Annotated in this window: 15 protein-coding genes; 5 read left to right on the top strand and 10 right to left on the bottom strand. The window is 73.6% G+C overall.

The genetic code is table 11. The features are described 5' to 3' along the window. Positions 1–126: 126 nt before the first annotated feature. Genes ACZ6RT_RS17390 through ACZ6RT_RS17380 form a run of 3 tightly spaced genes read right to left on the bottom strand, consistent with a single transcriptional unit; the run spans position 127 to position 3,373 of the window. Positions 127–1,023, bottom strand: coding sequence for a carbohydrate ABC transporter permease (locus tag ACZ6RT_RS17390; RefSeq protein ID WP_470154628.1), 897 nt, complete (start codon positions 1,021–1,023; stop codon positions 127–129). Beyond that, a complete protein-coding gene (locus tag ACZ6RT_RS17385; protein WP_399190660.1) occupies positions 1,020–2,033 on the bottom strand; it encodes a carbohydrate ABC transporter permease in 1,014 nt (337 codons plus the stop codon). Before ACZ6RT_RS17385 ends, ACZ6RT_RS17390 begins: the two co-directional genes overlap by 4 nt. Before the next feature lie 2 nt (positions 2,034–2,035). Next, positions 2,036–3,373, bottom strand: coding sequence for a sugar ABC transporter substrate-binding protein (locus ACZ6RT_RS17380; RefSeq protein WP_470154626.1), 1,338 nt, complete (start codon positions 3,371–3,373; stop codon positions 2,036–2,038). 216 nt (positions 3,374–3,589) lie between these two features. On the opposite strand from ACZ6RT_RS17380, the gene ACZ6RT_RS17375 reads away from it, so the two are divergent. The 4 genes from ACZ6RT_RS17375 to ACZ6RT_RS17360 all read left to right on the top strand — a co-directional run bounded on the left by ACZ6RT_RS17375 (position 3,590) and on the right by ACZ6RT_RS17360 (position 9,935). Continuing rightward, positions 3,590–4,771: an ROK family transcriptional regulator gene (locus ACZ6RT_RS17375; protein WP_399190664.1), complete on the top strand. Its 1,182-nt coding sequence runs from the start codon at positions 3,590–3,592 to the stop codon at positions 4,769–4,771. Positions 4,772–4,782: 11 nt separating this feature from the next. Further along, positions 4,783–5,427: a M15 family metallopeptidase gene (locus ACZ6RT_RS17370; RefSeq protein ID WP_399190666.1), complete on the top strand. Its 645-nt coding sequence runs from the start codon at positions 4,783–4,785 to the stop codon at positions 5,425–5,427. Positions 5,428–5,466: 39 nt separating this feature from the next. Beyond that, positions 5,467–8,682: an ATP-binding protein gene (locus ACZ6RT_RS17365; protein WP_470154624.1), complete on the top strand. Its 3,216-nt coding sequence runs from the start codon at positions 5,467–5,469 to the stop codon at positions 8,680–8,682. A gap of 77 nt (positions 8,683–8,759) precedes the next feature. Continuing rightward, the gene (locus tag ACZ6RT_RS17360; RefSeq protein ID WP_470154622.1) at positions 8,760–9,935 is read left to right on the top strand and encodes an FAD-dependent monooxygenase; all 1,176 of its coding nucleotides are present in this window, start codon (positions 8,760–8,762) and stop codon (positions 9,933–9,935) included. On the opposite strand, the gene ACZ6RT_RS17355 is transcribed toward ACZ6RT_RS17360, so the two are convergent. The 7 genes from ACZ6RT_RS17355 to ACZ6RT_RS17325 form a co-directional block, all read right to left on the bottom strand. Further along, a complete protein-coding gene (locus tag ACZ6RT_RS17355; protein ID WP_470154621.1) occupies positions 9,899–10,660 on the bottom strand; it encodes an ABC transporter ATP-binding protein in 762 nt (253 codons plus the stop codon). The genes ACZ6RT_RS17360 and ACZ6RT_RS17355 overlap by 37 nt on opposite strands. Beyond that, on the bottom strand, positions 10,633–11,391 hold the full coding sequence (locus ACZ6RT_RS17350; protein ID WP_470154619.1) for an ABC transporter permease: 759 nt from the start codon (positions 11,389–11,391) through the stop codon (positions 10,633–10,635). The genes ACZ6RT_RS17355 and ACZ6RT_RS17350 overlap by 28 nt, the downstream gene beginning before the upstream one ends. 37 nt (positions 11,392–11,428) lie before the next feature. After that, positions 11,429–12,322: an aliphatic sulfonate ABC transporter substrate-binding protein gene (locus tag ACZ6RT_RS17345; protein ID WP_470154618.1), complete on the bottom strand. Its 894-nt coding sequence runs from the start codon at positions 12,320–12,322 to the stop codon at positions 11,429–11,431. A 122-nt stretch (positions 12,323–12,444) separates the two neighbouring features. Then, a complete protein-coding gene (locus ACZ6RT_RS17340) occupies positions 12,445–14,310 on the bottom strand; it encodes a N,N-dimethylformamidase beta subunit family domain-containing protein (protein ID WP_470154616.1) in 1,866 nt (621 codons plus the stop codon). Between the two features lie 145 nt (positions 14,311–14,455). Then, positions 14,456–15,835 carry a hypothetical protein gene (locus ACZ6RT_RS17335; RefSeq protein ID WP_399190679.1) on the bottom strand — a complete coding sequence of 460 codons (1,380 nt, stop codon included), beginning with the start codon at positions 15,833–15,835 and terminating at the stop codon, positions 14,456–14,458. A gap of 26 nt (positions 15,836–15,861) precedes the next feature. Further along, positions 15,862–16,122 (bottom strand): acyl carrier protein, encoded by a 261-nt coding sequence (locus ACZ6RT_RS17330; RefSeq protein ID WP_399191266.1) that lies wholly within the window; start codon positions 16,120–16,122, stop codon positions 15,862–15,864. 114 nt (positions 16,123–16,236) lie between these two features. Continuing rightward, positions 16,237–22,521: an amino acid adenylation domain-containing protein gene (locus ACZ6RT_RS17325; RefSeq protein WP_470154614.1), complete on the bottom strand. Its 6,285-nt coding sequence runs from the start codon at positions 22,519–22,521 to the stop codon at positions 16,237–16,239. Positions 22,522–22,884: 363 nt separating this feature from the next. Between ACZ6RT_RS17325 and ACZ6RT_RS17320 the strand changes: the two genes are divergently transcribed. Then, positions 22,885–24,339 carry a class I adenylate-forming enzyme family protein gene (locus ACZ6RT_RS17320; protein WP_399190683.1) on the top strand — a complete coding sequence of 485 codons (1,455 nt, stop codon included), beginning with the start codon at positions 22,885–22,887 and terminating at the stop codon, positions 24,337–24,339. Positions 24,340–24,420 lie beyond the last annotated feature (81 nt).

The following is a 24,420-nucleotide window of genomic DNA, read 5'->3' as shown; positions in this document are numbered from 1 at the left end:
GTGGTGTGATTGTCTGCCTCGTGGGGAGGAGGACGACGCCCCCCCCCTCCCCCCCCCCCCCCCCCCCCCCCCCCCCCCCCCCCCCCCCCCCCCCCCCCCCCCCCCCCCCCCCGGCGCCTGCGGGGATCAGCCCTTGACGGCGCCCGCGACGAGGCCGGAGACCATCCGCCGCTGCACCAGGAGGAAGAAGACGATGACCGGGATGGTCATCAGGGTGGAGGCGGCCATGATGCCGCCCCAGTCCACCGACCGCTGGCTGACGAAGAAGCGCAGCGCCACCGGCATGGTGTAGCTGCCCTGGTCGCCGATCAGCGTCAGCGCGAACACGAACTCGTTCCACGCGGTGATGAACGAGAAGATGCTCGTCGCCACCAGCCCGGGGGCCACCAGCGGGAACAGCACCCGCCAGAAGGTGGAGAACCGGCTCGCGCCGTCGATCCAGGCGGCCTCCTCCAGCTCCTTGGGCACCGCCGCGACGAAGGTGCGCAGCATCCAGATGGCGAACGGCAGCGTCATCGCCACGTTCACCACGACGAGGCCGAGGAGCTGGTCGTACAGCCCGGCCCGCCGGACCATCAGGAACAGCGGGATGAGCAGCGCCTCGCCGGGGACCATCTGCACGATGAGCAGCAGGATCAGGAACGAGGTCCGCCCGCGGAAGCGGAAGCGGGCCACCGCGGTGGCCGCCAGCAGGGCGAAGACCGCGCCGATGAGCACGGTGCCGAGGGCCACGATGGAGCTGTTGAGCAGGTAGCGCCAGATGGAGTGGCCCGCGATGCCCTCGGTGAAGACCCGCTGCACGTGCTCCAGCGTGGGGTCGGTGGGGAACGGGATGAAGTCCGTCGTGAAGATCTGCTCGCGGCTCTTGAAGGCCGTGGACACCATCCAGTAGACGGGGAACACGGCGAACATGAACACCGCGACGGCCGCGGTGTTGAGCGCGAACCGCCCGCGCCGCTTGCGCTTCTTCGGGGGCTTCCTCGTCACGGGCCGTAGGCGCGGGGCCTCGTGGGTGGTGGTCATCGGACGTCCTCCGTCTTCACGATCTGGCGGACGTAGAAGAAGGTGATGACGAGCAGGATCAGCGTCAGCACCACCGCGACGGCCGCACCCATGCCCATCTTGGGCGGCGCGCTGAACGCCTGGGTGAAGGCGAACAGCGACAGGTTGAACGCCTCCCGGTTGGACGTGCCCCCGGCCAGGACGAACAGCTGGGTGAAGACCTTGAAGTCCCAGATCACCGAGAGCACCGTCAGCACCGCGAAGACCGGCTTGAGCAGCGGGAAGGTGATCTGCCAGAAGATCCGCCACGAACGGGCGCCGTCGACCCTGGCCGCCTCGTACAGCTCCTGGGAGATGCTCTTGAGCCCGGCGAGGACCGAGACCGCGATGAACGGGAACGACGCCCAGACCACCGCGATGATGAGCACCATGTAGATGGTGAACGCGTCGTTCAGCCAGGGCTCGCCGGTCCAGTCGGAGCGGCCGAACAGCAGCGAGGACAGCCAGTCGGGCAGCGCGTTGAGCGCCCAGTTGATGACGCCCGACTCGGCGTCGAACAGCCAGCGCCAGATGATCGCGGTGGCGATCTGCGGGGTGGCCCAGGCCGCCATGATGCCGACGATCAGGAAGGTCGACATCTTCTTGCCCAGGTTGTGCAGGAGCAGGCCGACCAGCGTGCCGAGGATCAGGGTGAGCGCCACGGTGACGACGGCGAAGACGACGGTGTTGCGGAGCGAGGTCCAGAACAGCTCGGACTCGAAGAGCCTGGTGTAGTTCTCCATGCCGACCGACTCGGCCGGTACGCCCCGGATCTGCCGCAGCCCCACGTTCTGGAAGGACATGACGACCATCTGGAACAGCGGGTAGAGCAGCAGTCCGGCGATGACCAGCAGGCCGGGTACGAGCAGCGCGTAGGGGAGGACCCAGGTGGGCAGTCCCTTGGACCGGCGCGGGGGCGTGGTGCCTCGGTGCCCCCGCGCCGGGACGGGGGGTGAGCCCCCGTCCCGGGCGATGGTTGAGGTGTTCGCCATGGCTACTGGTTCAGGATCTCTTCGAGTTCCTTGTTGGCGTCGGCCAGCGCGGTGTCGACGTCCTTCTTGCCCTCGATGACCGAGCGGGCCGCGCTCTGCAGGACGGCCTTGGTGTCGTTGGCCTCGGCCCAGTTGGTGTCGTTCGGGAAGCCCTTGGCGACCTTGAAGGTCTCGGCGAACGGCGCCTGCACCGGGTCGGACGCGTACTCGCTCAGCGCCTCGGGGTAGAGCGGCAGCAGGCCGCCCTCCTTGGCGTAGCGGGTGCCGAACTCCTTGCCGGCGGCGAGCTTGACGTACTCGGCCGACAGCTCGACGTTCTTGGTGTCCTTCCAGATGGCGATGTCGTTGCCGCCCTGGAACGCGGGGGCCGGGCCGCTGCCGTCCTTGGCCGGGAGCGAGAAGAAGGCCATCTTCTTCTCGTCGACCTTGCCGCCGCTCTGCTCGGTGATGGTGGTGATGTCCCAGCCACCGGTCACGTACATGCCGACCTTGCCGTTGGCGAAGCGGGTCGCGATGTCCACCGAGTTCTGGGTGAGCGCGGACTTGCGCGAGACGCCGTGCTTGGTCACCAGGTCGGTGTAGTACTGGAAGCCCTCCTTGAAGCCGGGCTCGGTCAGCTTGCCGACCCACTTGCCGCCCTCGGACGCGGCGAAGTCGCCACCGGCCGACCAGACGAACGGGGAGAGCGACATGTTGGCGTCGGAGCCGCCGTTGAAGGCGAAGCCGTCGACGTCCTTGCCCTTCTCGGCGACGATCTTCTTGCCCGCCGCGACGAGGTCGTCCCAGTTCTTGGGGATCTCGATCTTCAGGTCCTCGAACCAGTCCTTGCGGTAGAGGACCGCGCGGGTGCCGCCGCCCCACGGGGCGGCGTAGATCTTGCCGTCCACGGTCTCGTAGCCCCAGAGGTTCTGCGGGATCTGCTGGAAGTCGGGGGTGGCCTTGACGACGTCGGTGATGTCGACGAGCGCGTCCTGCGCGACCCAGGCGGCGACCTGGTCGTTGCCGAACTCGGTGACGTCGGGGCCCTCGCCGCCGGCGAGCGCCGCGGTCCACTTGGCCTGCGCGTCGGGCCAGGGCACCCACTGGAGCTTGACGTCGGCGCCGGTGGTCTCCTTGAACTTGGCGTTCAGGTCGGCCATCAGCTTGTTCTGCTTCTCGTCCGGAGCGCCGAGGCGCCAGACGGTCAGGGTCTGGCCCGCGAACTTGGGACCGGAGGCGGCGGGCGCCGACGCCGCGCCGGTACCGGCGGCCGGGGCGGGCTCGCTGCTGCCACACGCGGCGAGGCCCAGGGCGAGGGCGGCGGTGGTTGCCGTCGTGGTGGCGATTCTCGCGAACTTCACTGGAGTTCTCCCTTTCAGGCTTTCGCCGGGGTTTGCGCTCATCTGTTATGGCCGGGGTCCCCCGAGACCCTCCGCACTGTGCATTCGACTGGGAGCGGCCGGAACTGTCGTGACCCGCGGTTCCGATCACTTGCCTGCGGGCCGGCTGGGGCTAAACTAACAAGAAACTTTCTTAAAAGAAACGATCGTTAGCGGATCGTGACGGGGAGGGAAACCTTGTCCACACGCCCGGGGACACCCCGGTTGCTGCGCCAGCTCAACGACCGCGCGGCACTGGAACTCCTGCTGGCCGGCGGCCCGTTGACCAGGGCCGAACTGGGAGAACACACCGGGCTCTCCAAGGTGACCGCGGGACAGCTGCTCGCACGGCTGGAGGAACGCGCCCTCGTCACCGTGGTCGGCGAGCAGGCCGGCGGGCGCGGTCCCAACGCCGCGCTCTACGGGGTGGTGCCCTCGTGCGCGTACGTGGTCGGGCTGGACGTCCTTCCCGGCCGGATCGCCGCCGGGATCGCCGACATCACCGGCACACTGGTCGCCGAGGTCTCGGCCGAGTTCGGCGAGCACGACGACCCGGTACGGCTGGTGCGCGGCGCGGTCGGCCGGGCCTGCGCGTCCGCGGGCGTCGGCGCCGAGCGGCTGCGCGCCTTCGTGATCGGCACCCGGGGCGTCGTCGACCCCGCCACGGGCGACCTGCGCTTCTCCCTGGACCTGCCCTCCTGGCACAACGGGGTGCTCGCCGAGCTCCGCCGCGGCCTCGGCGTCCCGGTCACGATCGAGAACGACGTGAACCTGGCCGCGCTGGCCGAGCGCGCGCACGGCGCGGCCCGCGACGTCGACGACTTCGTGCTGGTGTGGGCCGGGGTCGGCCAGGGACTCGGCGTCATGCTGGGCGGGCGGCTGCACCGCGGCTTCACCGGAGGCGCGGGCGAGATCGGCTGGCTCCCGGTGCCCGGCGAGCCGCTCCCCACCGACGTGAGCGAGCCCCAGTCGGGGTCGTTCCAGCGCCTGGTCGGCGGCGACGCCGTGGCCGGGCTGGCCGGCGCCCACGGCATCGGTTCCGCCCCCACCCGGGACCCGGACGGCTCGCTGGGCGAGTACGTCCGCGCTGCCGTCGAGGAGGGCGCCGAGGCGTTCCTGGACGAGCTGGCCGGGCGGCTGGCGGTCGGCGTCGCCGCGGTCACCGTGATCCTGGACCCCGGCCTGATCGTGCTCAGCGGCGACGTCGGCAGGGCCGGGGGAGAGGCGCTCGCCGCCCGGGTGCAGGAGTGCGTGGCCCGGGTCTGCCCCAGCCGGCCCAGGGTCGTGGTCTCTCGGGTCGAGGGCAACCCCGTGCTGCGCGGCGCCCTGGTCTCGGCCCTGCAGCAGGCTCGGGAGCAGGTCTTCTCCGACACGGTGTGAGAATTGCCGTCATGCGTGACATCGTTCTGATCTCCGATGCCAGAGTCGTCGCGATCCCGGTCGAGGAGTCCGGCGAGCGGCTGGTCGACGTACGCGGGCGGCTGCGGACCGACGACCGGCTCGCCGACCCCGCGGGAGCCTTCGCCCACCTGCGGCTCGGGCTGCTGACCCGGCTGGAGGCGGCGCAGGCGCAGCTGCCCGCGGGGTACCGGCTGCTGGTGGTCGAGGGCTACCGGCCCCCGGCCACGCAGAAGGAGATCTTCGACGGGTACTCGGCCGAGCTCAAGGCCCTGTACCCGGACCTGTCACCCGAACGGCTGCGGGCGGCGGCGAGCCGCTACGTCTCGCCCGTCGAGATCGCCCCGCACACGGCCGGGGCCGCGGTGGACCTGACCCTGTGCGCCGAGGACGGGACCGAGCTCGACATGGGCACCCCGCTCAACGCCACCCCCGAGCAGAGCGGCGGCGCCTGCTACACCGACGCCCCGGGCCTGTCCCCCGAGGCCCGCCACCACCGCAAGCTCCTCGGCACCGCCCTGGAGACGGCCGGGCTGGTCAACTACCCAACCGAGTGGTGGCACTGGTCCTACGGCGACCGCTACTGGGCCATGACCGTCGGCGCCCCGGCCGCCCTCTACGGTCCCCGCGCCCTGTGACCTCTCCGTACCGGGAGTCCGTGGGGGACAATCGGGGCCATGCGGTTCGGTGTCCTGGGCCCCCTGCAGGTGCGGTCCCCCACCGGGGAGGAGCTCTCCGTGGGCGGGCCCCGGCCGCGCGCCCTGCTCGTGCTGCTGCTGCTCGACGCGGGCCGCGTGGTCGGCCTCCGGCGCCTGATCGACGGCCTGTACGGTGACGATCCCCCCGCGGCCGCCGCCAACGCGGTGCAGGCCCAGGTCTCCCGGCTCCGCCGCAGCCTGCCCGCGGAGGTGATCGAGTTCCACGGGACCGGGTACCGGCTCGCGGCCGACCCCGACGACGTCGACGCCCACCGGTTCGAACGGCTGGCCCGCGAGGGGCGGCGGCTGCTGGCGGAGGGCCGTCACGCGGTCGCGGCGGGTCCGCTGCGCGAGGCGCTCGGCCTGTGGCGCGGGCCCGCGCTGGCCGACCTGCCCCACGGGCGGGCACGGGCGGCCCGGCTGGAGGAGCTCCGGCTGACGGCGACGGAGGACCTCGCCGAGGCGGAGTCCGCCCTTCCCGGAGGCGGTTCGGTGGCCGAGCTGCAGCGGCTGGTGACCGCGCACCCGCTGCGGGAACGGCTCAGGGGGCAGCTGATGCTCGCCCTGCGGGCGGCCGGGCGGCAGGCCGAGGCACTGGCCGTGTTCGAGGAGACCAGGCGGCTGCTCGCCGAGGAGTTCGGCGCCGATCCCTCACCCGAGCTCGCCGCGATCCACCTGGCCGTCCTGCGCGCCGAACGGCCCGCGCCGCCACGGCGAGGGCTCGCGGCTCAGCTCACCAGCTTCGTGGGACGCGAACGCGAGCTGGAACGGATCGGCGCGCTGCACGGCTCGCGGCTGATCACGATCACCGGGCCCGGCGGCACGGGCAAGACCCGGCTGGCGATCGAGGCGGCCGGGCGCGGGCGGCGCGAGGTGTGCTTCGTCGACCTCTCCCCGCTCGACGGCTCCGCGTCGCCCGGCGGCCCTCGCTCGTCCGGCGGTCACGTCCCGCCCGGTGGTGGCGGTGACCGGGTGGCCAGGGCGGTGCTCGGCGCGCTCGGGCTGCGCGAGCCCGGGTTCCACCCGCCGCGCCCGGCCGACCTCACCGAGCACCTGGTCGCGGCGCTCGCCGGGCAGGAGCTGCTGCTGGTCCTCGACAACTGCGAGCACGTGAACGACGACGCCGCCACCCTGGCCCGCAGGCTGCTCGGGGAGTGCCCCGGGCTGGCCGTCCTGGCCACCGGACGCGAACCGCTCGGCATCACCGGCGAGACGCTGGTGCCGCTGGCACCGCTGGAGACCCCGCCCCCGGGCTCCTCGCCCTCCGAGGCCCTGGCCTGCCCGGCCGTGCGGCTGTTCGCCGACCGGGCGGCGGCCGTACGGCCGGGATTCGAGGTACGGCCGGCCAACGTGGAGACGGTCGTCCGGATCTGCGCCACGCTGGACGGGCTGCCGCTGGCCATCGAACTGACGGCCGCGCGGCTGCGCTCCTTCACCGTCGAGGAGATCGTCACGCGGCTGGCGGAGCACGGCCGGTTCCGGCTGCTGTCGCGCGGCGACCCCACGGCCGCGGCCCGCCACCGGACCCTGCGCGCGGTGGTGGAGTGGAGCTGGGACCTCCTGGCGCCCGACGAGCAGGTGCTGGCCAGGCGGTTCTCCGTGTTCGCCGGGGGTGCGTCCCTGGAGGCGGTCGAGGCGGTCTGCGAGGTGGAGGACGCCGCCGGGCTGCTGGCCGACCTGGTGGACAGGTCGCTGGTCGAGACGGACGGCGACCGCTACCGGATGCTCGACACGATCAGGTTGTTCTGCGCCGAACGGCTGGCCGAGGCCGGGGAGGAGGACCGCATGCGCGGCGGCCACGCCCGCCACCTCCTCGACCTGGCCGGGCGCGCCGATCCTCACCTGCGCCGGGCCGGGCAGCTCCGGTGGCTGGCCAGGCTCTCGGCCGAGCACGCCGACCTGACGGCCGCGCTGCGCTGGGCCGCGCGCTCCGACAGGGAGACGGGGCTGCGGCTGGTCGCCGCGCTGGCGGCGTACTGGTGGCTGGGCGGCCGTCGCGGCGACGCGGGAGAGGCGGCGGCCGAGCTGCTGGAGGCGACCGGCCGTCCTCTCGCCGGGCTGGAGGAGGAGTACGTCATGTGCGTGGCGCACGCCGTGCCGCGGGCGCTTCCCGAGCACTGGGAACGGGCCGGGGAGATCATGCGGTCGCGGGACCGGCCGCTGCGGTACCCCTTCGTCCAGGCACTGTGGGGCATGTCCGCGGGGCCGCCGGAGACGGCGCCGCCTCCGGGGCCCGAGACCGACCGGCTGTTCGGTTCCGATCCCTGGGGCCTGGCCCTGGCCGGGCTGGGCCGCGCCCTGCTGAGGATGCTCGGCGGTGATCCGGCCGGGGGCGAGCGGGAGCTGGCGGAGGTGCTGGCCCGCTTCAGGGCCCTGGGGGAGCGCTGGGGGACGGCCCAGGGGCTCGACTGGCTGGCCCTGGCCGCGGGGTGGCGCGGGGAGTGGGAGCGAGCCCGGGACCTGTGGCGGGAGGCGCTGGAGCTGCTGGAGGAGCTCGGTGCCCTGGAGGAGACCGTGGACGTGCTGGGGCACCGGGCCGAGGCGCTGGCGCGCGAGGGCGCCCTCGGCGCCGCCGCCGCCGACCACCGGCGGGCCGGGGAGCTCGCCCGGAAGGCGGGCCTGCCGGGGGTGCCCGCCGTGACGCAGCTGGGGCTGGGGGAGATCGTACGGTTCGAGGGTGATCTCGTCGAGGCCCGCCGCAGGATCGGCCTGGCCCTCGAGGGGACGGAGACCGGGGCCTTCGGCGCGGAGTCGGTGCGGACGCGCGCGCTCACCGCGCTGGGACGGCTGGCCGAGGCCGAGGGCGACCTCGCCGGTGCCCTGCTCCACCATCGCCGGGCGGCGGCCCGCGCGTGCGGGTCGCCCCTGGCGATGGACCTGGCCGGTGCCGTCGAGGGCCTGGCGGGAGCCGTCCTGCTCGAAGGGGCAGGGGCGCGGGCAGGGGCGCGGACGGGGACGGGGACGGAGGCGGCGGCGCGGGCACAGGCGGGGACGCGGGCGGCCCTGCTGCTCGGCATGGCCGTGGCGGTGCGCGGGACGGTCGTGGCCGGTGACCGCGATGTCGCCCGGGTCGCCGCGGGCGCCCGCGACCTCGCCGGGGCGGAGGCGTTCGCGTCGGCGTACGCCCGGGGTGCCGCGATGCGCCGCGAGGAGGTGCTCGCGGAGTTCGCGGAGCCCGTGGAGCCCCGGTACTGACGGGACCCGGTATGGGGGCGTCCGGCCGTCAGCCGACGGTAGGCGATCCGTCAGCGCCTCCCTGAAAGCTCGTGGCCATGAAGAACACCACCGTCCTCATCTCCGGCGCGAGCATCGCCGGGCCCGCGCTCGCCTACTGGCTGAGCCGCTCCGGCCACGCCGTCACCGTCGTCGAGAAGGCGCCCGCGCTCCGTCCCGGCGGCCAGGCCGTCGACTTCAAGGGTGAGACCCAGCTCCTCGTACTGAAGCGGATGGGGATCCTCGACGAGGTGCGGCGGCGCCAGACCGGCGGGACCGACCAGACCATCGTCGACGCGAACGGCAGGCCGCTGGCGGTCCTGCCCGCCGCGTTCACCGGCGGCGACGTCGAGATCCTCCGCGGTGACCTCTCCGCCCTGCTGTACGAGCGTACCGAGGCGGACTGCGAGTACGTCTTCGGTGACTCCGTCACCTCGCTGACCGACACGGCGGGCGGCGTGCACGTCACCTTCGAGCGCGCCGCGCCGCGTACCTTCGACCTGGTGGTGGGAGCCGACGGCATCCACTCCACCGTGCGGAGGCTGGCCTTCGGCCCCGAGTCCGCCTACGTGCGCTTCCTCGGGTACCACTACGCGCTGGCCGACCTCGGCGTCGATCTCGGCGCAGGGATGTACAACGAGCCCGGCCGGATGGCGGCGCTCGGCGGATCCGCGTCGTCGGCGTCGTCGGCGTTCCTCGTCTTCGCCTCCGGACGGCTCGACCACGACCGCTACGACACGCAGCAGCACAGGCGCATCCTGGCCGACGCCTACCGCGGCATGGGCTGGCGGGTCCCCGAGATCGTGGCCGCGCTGCCGGAGGCGCGTGACGTCCACCTCGACTCGATCAGCCAGGTCAGGATCGACCACTACGCCAGGGGCAGGACGGTGCTGCTCGGCGACGCCGCCTACGGCAACACCCTGGGCGGTTTCGGCACCGGCCTGGCCGTCGTGGGCGCGTACGTGCTGGCCGGGGAGCTGGCGGAGGCCGGCGGCGACCACCGGACGGCGTTCCGCGCGTACGAGGAGGCCTTCCGCGGCTACGCCAGGGTGGCCCGGCAGGGCGGCGCCGGCTCCTTCCTGGCCCCCGCGACACGGCGGGGGATCCGGATGCGGAACCTGCTGTTCAGGAGCCGGTTCCTGCTGTGGGCGATGCTCAGGACGACGGACATGTTCGCCACCGACATCAGGCTCGAGGACTACCCGGCGCTCGTCGGTACCTCCGCCGCGCCGTGAGGAACGGGTTCCTCGGGATCGGCCGGGACGTGCAGGAGGGCGAGGAGACGGCGGCGGAGGTCGCCGAAACCGGGGACGTCGACGGCGCGGGGATGACCGAGGCCGACCTCGATCTCCTCGGCGATGCGGCCCCGGTCCAGCACCAGGAGCCGGTCGGCGAGAAGGATCGCCTCCTCCACGTCGTGCGTCACCAGCAGGGCGGCGAAGCCGTGCCTGGCGCGGAGCCTGCCGAACAGGGCCTGCATCTTCAGCCTGGTCAGCGCGTCGAGCGCGCCGAACGGCTCGTCGAGCAGGAGCAGGTCCGGTTCGCGGACCAGGGCCCGGGCGAACGCCACGCGCTGGGCCTGCCCGCCGGACAGCTCCGACGGCCAGGCGCCGCCCCGGTCGGCCAGCCCGACCTCCCCGAGCGCCTTCGCCGCGCGCTCCCGGGCGTCCCGGCCGCGCACCACCAGCGCCACGTTGTCGGCCACCCGTTTCCACGGCAGCAGCCGGTGCTCCTGGAACACCACGGCCTTGGACCCGGAGGTGGTGAGCTCACCGGACGCCTCCCCGTCGAGCCCCGCCAGGATCCGCAGGAGCGTGCTCTTGCCCGACCCGCTCTCCCCGAGCAGGGCGACGACCTCGCCCCGCCCGATCCGCAGGTCGACACCGTCCAGGACCGTCGTGCCGCCGAAGACCCGGCTGACCCCGGTGGCGGCTACGACGCCCGCAGGCCGCGACGCCATGACAGCGTCCTCCTTTCCGCCATGCGCAGTCCCAGGTCGGACAGCAGGCCCAGGGTCGCGTACACGACCAGGCCCAGTACGACGATCTCGGTCTGGCTGAAGTCGCGGGCCTCCATCATCATGAAGCCCAGCCCGCTCTGCCCGTTGACCTGCTCGCCGACGACGAGGCTGAGCCAGCCCGCGGCGAACGCCAGCCGCAGGCCGATGAACAGCGACGGCATCGCGCCCGGGAGCACCAGGTGCCGGATCCGCTCCAGCGGGGTGAGACCGCAGGTCCGGGCGGCCTCGACCAGCCTCTCGTCGATGTCGCGGATGCCCGCGTAGGTGTTGAGGTAGATCGGGAAGAACGCGCCCAGCGCCACCAGGGTGACCTTCAGCGACTCCCCGATGCCCACCCAGATGATGAGCAGCGGGACGAGCCCGAGATGCGGCAGCATCCGGGCGGCCTGGATGGGCGGGTCCACCAGGTCGTCGCCGTTCCTGAGCAGTCCGGCGACCGCGCCCAGGACGAGGGCGAGCGAGCCGCCGATGAGCAGCCCCAGGGCGGCCCGCTGCACCGACTCCAGCAGGTGCGCGCCGAGGGACCCGTCCAGGGACAGCCGCCAGGCCGCCGCCGCGACCACGCTCGGCGCGGGAAGCTTGTCGGGCGGAAGGACGCCGGCCTGCGCGGTGCCCTCCCACGCGGCGACGAGCGCGATCGGGGTGATCAGCCGCCGTGGTCTGAACGTCACTTCAGGACGTCCGAGAAGGCCGGGTCGACGAGGCTCTTCACGTCGACCTTGCGGGGATGAGCGCGAGGTCGGTGAACCCGTCCGCGATCTGCTGCAGCTCCTCGCCGATCGAGGCGTCCACCGGTGCGAGCGGCTGGGCGCTGCGGGCCAGGGCGCGGCGGGCGACGTCCTCGGAGATCTTCAGCTCGGGGGCGAGGATCTTCACGCGCTCCTCGGGGTCGGCGATGCCCCAGTCGGTGACCTCGCGGTAGACCTTCAGGTAGTCGCGGACCAGGCCGGGCTTGTTCTTCAGGGCCTCGGGGGACACCAGCAGGTACTCGCGGTTGTCGGCCAGGCCGGTGGCGTCGGCGAGGACCTTCACGCCCGGCCGTTCGGCGAGGGAGAAGTACGGGTCCCAGATGATCCAGGCGTCGACCTGGTCGTTGTCGAACGCGGGACGTGCCTCGGCCGGCTTGAGGTACTGCACCTGGATGTCGGTGATCTTCATGTCGTTGGCCTCGAGCAGCTTGACCAGCAGCCAGTTGACGTTCGAGCCCTTGTTGAGCGCGACCTTCTTGCCCCTGAGGTCCTTGAAGGAGGTGAAGCCCCTGTCCTCCTTGACCAGGACGGCCTCGCCCTTGGGCACCGGCTCGGAGGTAGCGATGATCTTGAACGTGATGCCGCCGGCCGCGGCGAAGATCGGCGGGGCCTCACCGGTCTGACCGATGTCGATGGCGCCCGCCTTGAACGCCTCGGTCAGCGCGGGACCGCTCTCGAACAGCGACCAGGTGGCGTTCTCGGCCAGACCCCTGGCCTTGAGCAGGCTCCGCCCGCCGAACCGCTGGTAGCCGACGCGCAGCTGCTCCTTGTCGGCCTTGGCCTCACCTCCCCCGCAGGCGGTGAGGTTGCCGACGAGGACGAGGATGCCGAGAAGGGCGATGACGCGGCGCACGGGGGGACTTCTTGAGTGGAACATGACGAGCGCCCGCAAGTATCCCTAAATTCCTACCTTTTGTATAGGTTTAGTGGGGATCGGAGCCGCATGTCATGAGCGCGGGACCCGCCCGCTACGGGTCACCGCGCGGGCGGGCCCTCCTCCAGGAAGGACACCCGCCGCAGCAGGGGGCGGCCGGGGCCGGTGCCGATCAGCGTGCCCGCGTGCCCGGTCAGCACGGTGCAGCCGCCCGCGTCGCACAGATCGGCCCATCCGGCCGGGGACGCCACCGGCAGCCGGGTACGGATCCGGCCGCCGGCGTCGGCCAGGTACAGCCGGCCGTTCATCGCGGTCAGCGCCACGGCCCCGGTGCCGGGCTCGACCAGGCTCCAGGTGGAGGACTCCGCGTCGAGCAGCCACAGGCCGTCCGCGGCGGCGGCGAACAGCTCGCCGTTCACCATGCCCAGGCCGACCCCGCCGCGCGGCGCGCCGGCGAGGGTGATCCAGCCGCGCCCGGACTCGTGCCGGACGAGCCGGTCGTCGGCGGTGAGCCCGTACAGGCCGATCGGGTGGGTGACGGTGGCCTCCCTGGGGGTGGCCAGGGCGACCAGCGCGGGGCCGGTGCCCGCGCCGGTGCCCCCGCCGGTGCCCTGGGGGGAGGCCGCGCGCCAGCGCAGGTTCTGGCCGGAGACCGCGCGGGTGAGCAGCGAGCCGTCCGGGGCGGCGCCGTACAGCAGGGAGTCGAACACGGTCAGCGCGCGCACCTCGTCCGCGTCGCCGACGCTCTCCCAGCCGCCCGTGCGCACCGACAGGCGGTCCAGCACGTTGCGGGTGATCCGGTCCACCGTCGGGTCGTGCAGGGTGTTGCCCCAGTTGACGGTGGAGGCGGTGAAGACCGTCCCGGCGCCCAGGCCGAGGACGCCCATGGTGGCCATGCCGCCCTGGCCGTAGCGGTGCCAGTGCCGCAGGTCGGCGGTGGCCAGGATGACGAAGGAGGGCGGGGTGCCGTCGCGGCCGGTGGCCACCGGGACGCCGTCCTCCTCGACGAAGTCGCAGGCGTCGGTCTCGTAGCCGAGCGCGCCCCGCCCGAACGCGTCCCCCTCGGCCAGCCCGGTGCCCTCGAACGCCCAGTGCCCGGGGAAGCGGGCGACGTAGGACTCCTCGTGCATGAGGTGCATGTACGGCCCCCAGGTCCCGGCGCCGCGCCGGAAGCTGACCCCGATCAGGGCGTTCTCCGGCCGGTTCACCGGCGCGCTGGACCACTCGACCGTGGTCAGGGCGGGGTCGCGGGCGGCCATCGGGTCGGTGACCGCGTCGCGGTGGCAGACCATGGTGCGCCCGCCGTCCTCCAGGCGGAACTGCCACCAGCAGGTGTTGCCGGAGAAGACGGCCAGGTTGCCGCCCCGGCGGACGAACTCCTCGACGCTGTCGCGCATCCCGGCCGACCAGTACTCGTCGTGGCCGTTGACCACCAGCAGCCGGTAGCCCGACAGCAGCTCGCGCCCCTCGTGCAGGTCCAGGGCCGAGCAGTAGTCGACCTCGTAGCCGGCCGGGCCCAGCCAGCGGATCATGCCCTCCTCCCAGCGCTCGGGCGGCGGGCCGCCACCGGGCCGGTCGAAGGAGACGCGCGCGGCCCGGGTCGGCTCCTCGGTCCAGTAGATGGACTCGCCCGGGATGCCCGCCAGGTTGTACGCCTGCCAGGTCGGGAACGGGATCGACAGCAGGATCGGCGAGCGGGGCCGGGCGGCCCGTACGGCGAAGTGGACCTCGCCGTCCTCCTCGTCGGCGGTGAAGACCGCGCGGTAGAGCGAGCTGGACCAGGACTCGGGGACGTCGAGCGTCCACAGCGGGCCGGTGAACGCCGCGTCGAGCACGGGCAGGCCCGTGGCCACGTCCTCGACCAGCACCGAGCCGCGCAGCGGGGCACGGGAGCCGCGGGCCAGGTGGAAGCGGAGCGCGCCGCCCTGCACGCAGGACGTCGACTCGGCGTAGGCGTGGACGGTCATCGGTCATCTCCGGCGTGCGGTCCGCGGGGCAGGGGCCCGGTCCTGCGCTCGGGCGCGGTCGTGGTTCCGGTCACGGTCCCGGTCGCGGGACGGGCGGCCGGCCGGCCGGTCCCGGATCGCGGAGGGGCGCTCGGCGGGAAGGCGCTCAACCGACCGGCTCCAGTACCTCGCGGAACGCCGCCTCGACCAGCAGGGACTCCAGGTCCAGCAGGTAGCGCTCCATGGCCGGGCGCGGCAGGTGACGGGTGTCGGCGGTGAGCGAGACGCCCAGCCCGCCGGGCTCGCCGGTCACGTGCAGGCAGAACCTGCAGTTGAGCCGTTCCTGGCTGAGCGGCCAGGTGAGGGTCGTCTCCTCCAGCGCCCGCCGCACCGTCGCTTCGTCCGGGGAGGCGTCCACCCGGTCGGCGAAGCGCATGTCGTTGAAGCAGCAGTAGGGGTGGATCGTCGCGCCCCGCTCCCGGCCGACCCGCCCGGCGATCCGGTCCCGGTCGCGGGGGTCGTGGTAGGCGGACCGGTAGGCGCGCAGCGCGGCGGGCCGGGCGGCGCGCAGCAGGTCGGTGAAACCGCCCCCGTGCAGGTCCAGCACGAACAGGCCCTCCTGGGAGAGCGTGGTGACCGCGGTGGCGGTGTCGCCGCGGAACCGGTTGCCCACGATCGGCAGCATCGCGCACACGTCGTGACCGGTCACGCTCCCGGCCAGCGCGGAGGCGGCGGTCAGCAGCACGGTCGAGGTGCTGGTGCCGTACACGGCCGCGATCCGCTGCACGGCCAGGTCCATCGCCCGGGAGACGAGCCGGGCCCGCCAGATCGGAGGGCCGGCAGGCCCGGGGGGTGCGGCCACCCGCCGGTCGAACATCGTCGGCGGGATGCGCCGGTACCCGCTCTCCCAGTGCTCTGCGGCGGCGTCCGCGACCTTCCGGCCCGCCTCCGAGCACTGCCAGCGGGCCAGGTCCAGCGGGGAGGGCGGCGGGGGCCCCGCCAGGGATCCGCGCAGCAGGAGCAGCCGCAGGTCCCTGACGGCCGCCTCGGCGCCCAGGCCGTCGGCGGCCAGGTGGCAGAAGACGAGCACGATGTGGGCGACCTCGCCGTTCTCGACGACGAGCCCCACCCTGAGGGGCCACTCGCGTTCGTAGTCGAAGGCGGTCTCCGCCAGCGCGTCGCGCAGCCGCTCGGGGTCGCCGTCCGAGACCGTGACCGGGACGGCGCCCGCGGTCGAGAGCACCTGCCACGGCTCCGCGCCGTCGGCTCCCGCGCCGCCCGGCCGCCCGTCGTCCGTCCCGGGCGTCCCGTACGGGGCCCGGCCCAGCCGGGTCCGCAGCGATCCGTGCCGCTCGACCAGCGCGCCCAGCACCTCGGCGGCCCGCGCCACGGTCAGCGGCCGGGCCCGGCGGGGCACGGCGAGCACGCGGCCGAAGTTGAAGTAGCGGTCGTCCGGTGCCGTCTTCCGGATCGTGTCCCAGATGGCCCGCTGCCCCCAGGTCAGCGGCGCCGTGTCCGGCCGGCTCCCCGAGAACCGGATCTCCATGTCGTCTCCCCGTTCAGGAATGAGGATCAGGGGCGCGCGCCCCGCGCGCCCCGTGCCTCGTTGATGTGGCGTTCCAGGGCGTCCAGGTCGTCGAGCAGGTCGAGCCCGTCACCCGACAGGTCGATCTCCACGCCGAACTCGGTCTCCACCGCGTCGATCAGCCGCATCTGCGCCAGGGACGTGAACCCCAGCGCGGACAGCGGGACCGTGGTGGTCAGCGCCTCCCCGGCCGTGACCGCGCCGTCGGACGCCGAGGCCACCATCGCCGCCAGCCGTTCCCTGACCATCGCCAACCCCTCTCGTTGCGTCCCGTACGCCGTTCGCCGGGACTGCGGTCCGGCCGCTCGGCGGCCGGAAGGTTCGGGTGCCGCTCCTCGTGGCGGCCCACGACGCGGCGCCCCCTATCGGTTCCCGGTCTCCACCAGGTGTTCGGCCTCCTCGTCGGAGAGCCCGGCGAGTTCGGCGACGAGCAGTTCCTCCACCGCGGCCGCGAGCCCGGCCACGGTGCTCCGCGCGAACAGGGTACGGATCGGCACGTCCACCTCGACGGCGGCGCGGATCCTGGCGACGGCGCGGGTGGCCAGCAGCGAGTGCCCGCCGAGGGCGAAGAAGTCGTCGAAGGCGCCGACCCCCTCGATGCCCAGCACCTCGCCGAAGATCTCGGCGACCAGTTCCTCGGCGTCGCCGCGCGGGGCGGTCCTGGTCAGCGGCCCGAGTTCGGGCGCGGGCAGCGCGGCCCGGTCGAGCTTGCCGTTCGCGGTCAGCGGCAGGCCCGGCAGGCTCACCCAGAGCGCGGGGACCATGTGGGCGGGCAGCACGGCGGCCAGCCGCGCGGCGAGTTCCTCACCGGTGGGTGCGTCCTCGCCGACGACGTAGCCGACCAGCGTCTCCCGGTGGACGGCCACCGCGGCCTGGCCGACGCCGGGACAGGTCAGCAGCCGCGCCTCGATCTCGCCCGGCTCGATCCGGAAACCGCGGACCTTGACCTGGTCGTCGAGGCGGCCGAGGAACTCCAGCCGCCCGTCGGCCCGCCAGCGCGCCCGGTCGCCGGTCCGGTAGATCCGCTCCCCGCCGAGCACGGTGAAGCGCTCGGCGGTCAGGTCCGGCCTGTCGAGGTAGCCGACGGCCACCCCGGCCCCGCCGACGCACAGCTCGCCCGGCGCCCCCGGCGGCACCGCCTCGTCGCCGTCCAGGATCAGGACGGAGGTGTCGCCGATCGGGGTGCCGATCGGCGGGCGCCCGGGGGAGCCGTCCAGCTCGGCGGTGGTCGCGATGATCGTCGTCTCGGTCGGGCCGTAGGTGTTGACCAGCCGGACCCGGTCGCCGAAGCGCTCCCGCCAGCGGGCCACGGCCGCCTCGTGCACCTGCTCGCCGCCCAGGATCACCAGGCGCAGGGACGGCGGCCAGCCGATCTCGTCGATCTCGTCCACCAGCGCGTGCCAGTACGCGGTGGGCAGGTCGAGCACGGTGACCCCGCCGAGATGGTCGGGCAGGCTGACCCCGCCGTCGGGCAGCAGCTCCAGCCGGGCCCCGGAGGCCAGGGTCGGGTAGATCTCCTCGGCGTGGGTGTCGAAGCTCAGCGAGGCGAACTGGACGACCCGGTCGTCCGGCCGCAGATCGTACGCCTCGCGCATCCAGGCGACGCGGGCGGCCAGGTTGCGATGCGAGACCACGACGCCCTTGGGGGTCCCGGTGGAACCCGACGTGTAGATCACGTAGGCGGCGTCGTCCGGCGCGGTCCGGCCGCTCACCGGGACGTGGCCGTTCACGGAAGCGGAAGCGGTGGCGGCGTTCAAGGGAGCGGTGGCGGTGGCGTCCACGTGGGCGAGCCGGGCGGTGCCGGGCAGCCGGTGGGCCAGGTCGGCCGAGGTGAGGACCAGGCGGGCGGCACTGTCCTCCAGCACGAAGGCGAGCCGCTCGGCCGGATGGTCGGGGTCGAGCGGCAGGTACGCCGCCCCGGCCCGCCAGGTCGCGAGCAGCGCCGCCACGACGTCGGGCGACCTGCCCAGGCAGACGCCGACCACGTCACCGGGGACGACCCCGCGCTCGCGCAGCAGCGCGGCCAGCTCGCCGGCGCGGGCGTCCAGGCGCGCGTAGTCGAGCGTGGCGTCCCCGCACCCGATCGCGACCGCGTCCGGCCGGGCGCGCGCGGCCGTCGCGAACAGCTCGGGGACGAGGGGGGCGACCGGCCCGGCCGGGCCCCGGGACAGGCGCGCGAGCAGGGCGTCGTCGGCCGCGGTGCGCAGCGGCAGCGCCGAGACGCGCTCGCCGGACGCCGCGGGCAGCGCGGTGAGCAGCAGGCGGAACCGGGCCGCCATCGCCTCGACCGTGGCCCGTTCGAAGAGCCCGGCGTCGTAGACGAAGGTGATCAGCAGTTCGCGCTCGTCCTGCCACGCCTCCAGCATGAGTTCGAGCTTGGCCTGCCGCATGCCGTGCTCGAACACGCTCGTGGTCAGCCCGGTGAAGGTGTCGCGGGTCCGGCCGGAGTCCTGGCTGTGCAGGATGAGCATGGTCTGGAACAGCGGCGTGCGGGTGAGGTCGCGTTCGACCCTGAGGGCGGCCACCAGCTCCTCGAACGGCACGCTCCGGTGGGAGAAGGCGTCCAGGACCTCTCCCCGGGCCGCGCCGAGCAGGTCGGTGAAGACGGGGTCGGCCGACAGGTCGCCGCGCAGCACCAGGGTGTCGCTGAGGTACCCGACGACCGCTTCGAGCCCCATCCGGTCCCGGCCCGCGTCGGCCGTGCCGACCAGGATGTCCTTCTGGCCGGTGTGCCGCGCGAGCAGCACCTGGTAGGCGGCGAGCAGCACCATGAACACGGTGGCGCCGTGCTCCCTGCCCAGCCGCGTCAGGGCGGCGGCCTCGGCCGCGTCCAGCCGGACCTCCACCACGTCGCCGCGCCTGGCGGTCCCCGGCGTACGGGGCCGGTCGACCGGCAGCTCCAGCGGGGTGGGGTCGGCCAGCCGCTGGCGCCAGTGGCCGATCAGGCCCTCCAGGTCGCGTCCGCGCTGCCAGAGGGCGACGTCGCCGAACTGCAGGGGGACCGGGGGCAGGGCGGTGTCACCGGAGTACAGGCGCGCGACCTCGTCCAGGACGAGGTTGAGCGACCAGCCGTCGCCCAGGATGTGGTGGAGCACGACGCACAGCACGTGGTCGTCCTCGGCGAGCCCGATCAGCGTGACGCGCAGGGGCGGCCTGCCGGCGAGCTCCAGGGGCGTGTTGGTCAGCGTCGCGACCAGCTCCAGCGCCCGGGCCTCGGCGGACGGCGCGGCCCCGGTGCCGGTGGACGCCTCGTCGACGGTCACCTCGTCGACGGTCACCTCGTCGACGGTCACCGGGCCCGGCGGGTCGACGACCACGACCGGTACGCCGTCCACCTCGGGGAAGCGGGTGCGCAGGCTCTCGTGCCGGGCGACCACGCCGGACAGGGCCCCGGCCAGGGCGTGCCGGTCCAGCGGCCCGCGCAACCGCCTGACCAGGCACATGTTGTACGACGCGTCGTCCGGGTCGAGCCGGTTGAGGAACCAGAGGCGCTCCTGGCCGTGCGAGAGCGGCGGGACCGTCCCCTCGGGGCGGGGGCGTGGCCCGGCCGTCGCGCCGGTGACCGGGACCTCGGATGCTTCCCGCGTCCCGTCCGGCGATCCGGTGGGCGACCCCTCCAGCCACTCCGCCAGCCCCGCGACCGTCGGGTGCGTGAACACCTCCCTGACCGGCACCTCGCGCCCGGACAGCGCCGTCAGCCGCGCGGTGACCATGGTCGCCAGCAGCGAGTGCCCGCCCAGGGAGAAGAAGTCGTCGTACGCGCCGACCCCGTCCGTGCCGAGCACCTCGGCGAAGACCCGGGCGACCGTCCGCTCGGCGGGGGTGCGGGGAGCGGTCGCGTCCCGCTCGGGCGCGTGGTCCACCTCCGGGAGCGCCTTGCGGTCGACCTTCCCGTTGGGGGTCAGCGGCAGCGCCTCCACCTCGGCGAACACGCCGGGAACCATGTAGCCGGGCAGCTGGAGGGCGGCGTGCTCGCGAAGGCCGCCGAGCGCCTCGCCGTCCCCGGACGGGCCCGCACCCGGGCGTCCCTGCGCGGCCGGTACGACGAAGGCCACCAGCCGGTCCCCGCGCACCGCGACGACCGACTGCCGCACGCCGGGGTGGGCGTCCAGCACGACCTCGATCTCGCCCAGCTCGATGCGGTGACCGCGCAGCTTGATCTGGCCGTCGGTACGGCCGAGGAACTCCAGGGCGCCGTCGGCGCGGTGGCGGACGCGGTCTCCCGTCCGGTAGTGCCGCGAGCCGTCCGGGCCGGGGACGAAGCGCTCGGCGGTCAGGGCCGGGCGGCCCAGGTAGCCGGTGGCGACCCCGGCGCCCCCGATGAGCAGTTCCCCGGCCACGCCGATCGGGCACGGCCCGCCGGAGGCGTCCGCGACGTGCACGACGGTGTTGGCGATCGGGTGACCGATGACGATCTCGGCCGGGTCCTCGGGGACCTCCCAGGCCGTCGACCAGATGGTGGTCTCGGTCGGCCCGTACACGTTGACGAGCCGGTCCAGGCGCGGGCGCAGCTCGCGGGCGAGCCGCACGGGGAGCGGTTCGCCGCCGGTCAGCCCCGTCACGCGCGGCAGGTCCCCGGTGAGCAGGACCCGCCACCCCGAGGGCGTCGCCTGGACGTGGGTGACGCCCTCGTCCCGGACCAGGCGGGCGAGCCGGGCGCCGTCGCGGGCCGTCTCGGCGTCGGCGACGACCACCCTGCCGCCCGTCACCAGCGGCAGGTACAGCTCCAGGGCGGAGATGTCGAACGAGAGCGACGTCAGCGCCAGCCACACGTCCTCGGGCGAGGACCGCACCAGCGCGCGCATCGCCAGCAGGAAGTTGGTCAGCGCGCGGTGGGGCACCACCACGCCCTTGGGGCGCCCGGTGGAACCCGAGGTGTAGAGCACGTACGCGGTGTCATCGGGGAGCGGCCGGTCCGCCGGCCGGGGCGCGGTCGCGGCGCCGGCCGGGGGAAGGTCGTCCAGGCCGGTCAGCACCAGGACCGCGGCGGAGTCCTCGATCACGTACGAGACGCGGGCCTCGGGGTAGTCGGGGTCGACGGGCAGGTAGGCCGCGCCGCTCATCGCCACCCCCAGCAGCGCGACGAGCATGTCGGCGCCGCGTTCCATCCGGACCGCGACCAGCGAGCCGCGCCCGATCCCGGCCGCGCGCAACCTCCCGGCCAGCTCGGCCGCGCGCCCGGCCAGCTCCGCGTACGTCAGCCCGGCGTGCCCGGCGCGTACCGCGACCGCGCCGGGGGTGGCCGCGGCCTGCTCCAGCAGCAGGTCGACCAGCGTGACCTCCGGCAGCTCGGCCGCGGTGTCGTTCCACTGCCGCAGCAGGGCGAGCTCGGCGTCCGGCAGCATCGGCAGGGCGCTCACCGGCGAGCCGGGATCGGCCACGACGGCGGCGAGCAGCTCCTGGAAGCGGGCGACCAGGCGTTCCACGGTCTCGTGGTCGAACAGGTCGGTGCTGTAGATGACCACGCCCGTCAGCAGGCCGTCGGCGTCGGGATAGATGTCCATCGACAGGTCGAGCCGGGCCCGGGACCAGCCGTTGGGGAAGGGGACGGCCTCCAGGCCGGGCAGCGGGTCGGCCTCGTCGCCGTGGGTGTGCAGGGCGAACAGCGTCTGGAACAGCGGGGTGCGGCTGAGGTCCCGCTCCATGTCGAGGTCGGCCACCAGGCGCTCGAACGGGACCTCCTGCCGCGAGAGCCCGTCCAGCACGACCCGGCGGGTGCGCCTGAGCAGCTCGTCGAAGGCCGGGTCGCCGGACAGGTCGCAGCGCAGGGCCAGCGTGGTCGAGAGGAAACCGATCATGTTCTCCAGCTCGGTACGGCCGCGGCCCGCCGAGGGGATGCCCACGCAGAAGTCGCTCTGCCCGGTGTGCCGGTGGAGCAGCACCTGGTAGGCGGAGAACAGCACCATGAAGGGGGTGCAGCGGGCGCGGCGGGCCAGGGCGCCGATCGCGGCGGCCGTCCCGGGCTCGATGCGGAACTCGACCTCGGCGCCGGCTCCGCTCCGCCGGGCGGGACGGGGCCGGTCCGTGGGGAGCTCCAGGACCGGCACCCCGGACAGCCGCTCGGTCCACCAGCGCAGGTCGTCCTCGGAGACGCGCAGGGAACGCGCGTACTCGCCGTACTGCAGCGGCGCCTCGGGCAGCGGGGCGGTTCCCCGGCTGCCGTAGTGGGCGGCGACCTCGGACCGGAGCACGTTCAGCGACCAGCCGTCGCCGTTGATGTGGTGCAGGACCACGCAGAGCACGTGCTCGCCGGGGCCGAGCTCGATCAGCGAGACCCGGAACGGCGGTGCCGCGGCCAGGTCGAAGGCCGTGTTGGACAGGGCGGAGACCAGCGTGGCGGCCTCGGCGTCGTCCCGGGCGCGCAGGCGCTCGACGGTGACCGGCGCGGGCGGCTCGACGATCGCCACCGGCCGTCCGTCCACCTCGGCGAAGCGGGTCCGCAGGCTCTCGTGCCGGGCCGACACCGCGGTGAACGCCGCCGCCAGGGCGTCCCTGTCAAGACGACCTTTCAATCTGTAAACATAGGAGGTGTTGTAGCCGGAGTCCTCCGGATCGAGCCGGTGCAGGAACCAGAGCCGCCGCTGACCGTGCGAGAGGGGGTATTCGGTCCCCGGCTGGCCGGTCGGAACGGTCTCTGATTGGAACACTCTGGGGCTCCTCTACCGGCCGCGGGTCCATGACGCACGCGATCGCACGGGGAATGAGATAGAAAAGCCCGCTCCGTGCATATATGCCCAGTTGGGCGGGCGCAGAGAAAGGTCTCTTTCTGGAAAGAAACCTTTCAGTTAGTTCTGGGTCGTCAGTGTTACACCTCCCTGACGGGGGCGCAAGGCCCTCTTTCAGGACGATTTCGTCACGCTATCGAACCCCGCCGAAGGGCTTGCGCGGCTGTTGCGATCATGTAAGACTGACGCTCGCTTTTGAATAGTAAAGATTCTTTCCTGTAGCGCCTTCGGCGCCCTCGCGCTTCGAGCGCATATACATCCGATCTTTAGTGGGAGGTTCACCCGGTGAACCTGACCGTCTCCCAGCTGCTCCACGACCGGGCCCTCGCCGACCCCGACGGGGCCGCGATGATCGTGCACGGCTCGGATCCGCTCACCTACCGCCGGTGGCACGAGCGCTCCACCGAACTCGCGAACCGCCTGGTCGGACGCGGTGTGGGCCGGGGCGACAGGGTGGGGCTGGTCTTCGGCGCCGCCGACTGGACCGACTACGCGGTGGCGTTCTGCGGGGTCCTGGCGGCAGGCGCCGTGGCCGTACCGCTCTCCGACCGCCTCGCCCCCGGTGACCTGCGCCTCATGCTGGAGAACTGCGGCGCGGCCGGGGTCGTGCACGGTGCCGGGCTCGCCGTGCCCGACGTCGGCTGGAGCGCCACGATCGAGGACCTGCGGGCCGAAACGTCCTATGAGAAGGCCGCTCCCGAGCCTCCGGCGCCCGGCGATCCGGCCCAGATCCTCTACACCTCCGGCACCACCGGCCGTCCCAAGGGGGTCACGGCCACCCATGCCAACCTGACCTACGGCTGCGGGGGCAGGCGCCGTCCGTTCGCGCACTCCCGGCACCTGGCGCACGCCTTCCCGATCGGCACCAACGCCGGGCAGACCATGCTGGTCAACGCGCTGGACGCGCATCCGGCCGTGGTGACGCTGCCGCGCTTCACCCCGGGGCGCTTCGCCGCGCTGATCGAGTCCTACCGCGCCGGAACGGTCTTCCTGGTCCCCGCGATGGCCATCGAACTGATCAACGCCGGGGTGGGGGAGCGGCACGACCTCTCCAGCGTGCTGCTGCTCGGCTCGGCCGCCGCGCCGCTGCCCTCGGCCGTCGCGACGGCCCTCACCGCGACCTTCCCCAACGCGACGATCACCAACTACTACACCTCGACCGAGGCCGCACCGGCCCAGACGGTCATGATGTTCGACCCGGACCGCCCCGGGAGCGTCGGCCGCGCCATCGCCGGGGGACGGGTCAGGATCGCCACCCCCGAGGGCGAGCCGCTGCCCGCGGGGGAGGTCGGGGAGGTCTGGATGCGCTCCCCGGCCGCACCGCGCGCCTACTACGGCGACCCGGAGAGCACGACCTTCCGCGACGGCTGGGTGCGGATGGGCGATCTGGGCCGGATCGACGACGAGGGGTACCTGTACCTCGTCGACAGGGAGAGCGACGTGGTGAAGTCGGGGGCCTTCAAGGTGTCCACGATCCACGTCGAGGAGGCCGTCCACGCGCATCCGGCCGTGATCGAGGCCGCCGCGTTCGGGGTGCCCCACCCGGTGCTCGGGACCGTCGTCGCCGTCGCCCTCGCCGCCAGGGAACCGCTCGCCCCCGAGGAACTGCGGATCTTCCTCAAGGACCGCCTGGCCCCGCACGAACTGCCCGCGCACGTCCTGACGGTCGACGCGCTGCCGCGCAACGACGGCGGCAAGGTCGACAAGAGGGCCCTGCGCGGAAGGGTGGAGAGCAGATGAGGCCCGCTTCCGTACCCGGGAGCGCGTCCGCGCCGATGTCCGCATCCACCGACCCCGCGTCCGTGTCCGTGTCCGGGGCCG

The sequence above is a fragment of the Streptosporangium sp. NPDC050148 genome (genome assembly GCF_055586505.1).
The sequence above is the reverse complement of the archived record's forward strand: the minus strand, read 5'-3'. Positions and strand labels throughout refer to the sequence as shown.

Excerpts from the sequence above, each read along its gene's own strand:
- ACZ6RT_RS17390 (WP_470154628.1), bottom strand. The coding sequence starts at position 1,023 with ATGACCACCACCCACGAGGCCCCGCGCCTACGGCCCGTGACGAGGAAG.
- ACZ6RT_RS17385 (WP_399190660.1), bottom strand. The coding sequence starts at position 2,033 with ATGGCGAACACCTCAACCATCGCCCGGGACGGGGGCTCACCCCCCGTC.
- ACZ6RT_RS17370 (WP_399190666.1), top strand. The coding sequence starts at position 4,783 with ATGCGTGACATCGTTCTGATCTCCGATGCCAGAGTCGTCGCGATCCCG.
- ACZ6RT_RS17365 (WP_470154624.1), top strand. The coding sequence starts at position 5,467 with ATGCGGTTCGGTGTCCTGGGCCCCCTGCAGGTGCGGTCCCCCACCGGG.
- ACZ6RT_RS17360 (WP_470154622.1), top strand. The coding sequence starts at position 8,760 with ATGAAGAACACCACCGTCCTCATCTCCGGCGCGAGCATCGCCGGGCCC.
- ACZ6RT_RS17355 (WP_470154621.1), bottom strand. The coding sequence starts at position 10,660 with ATGGCGTCGCGGCCTGCGGGCGTCGTAGCCGCCACCGGGGTCAGCCGG.
- ACZ6RT_RS17340 (WP_470154616.1), bottom strand. The coding sequence starts at position 14,310 with ATGACCGTCCACGCCTACGCCGAGTCGACGTCCTGCGTGCAGGGCGGC.
- ACZ6RT_RS17335 (WP_399190679.1), bottom strand. The coding sequence starts at position 15,835 with ATGGAGATCCGGTTCTCGGGGAGCCGGCCGGACACGGCGCCGCTGACC.
- ACZ6RT_RS17330 (WP_399191266.1), bottom strand. The coding sequence starts at position 16,122 with ATGGTCAGGGAACGGCTGGCGGCGATGGTGGCCTCGGCGTCCGACGGC.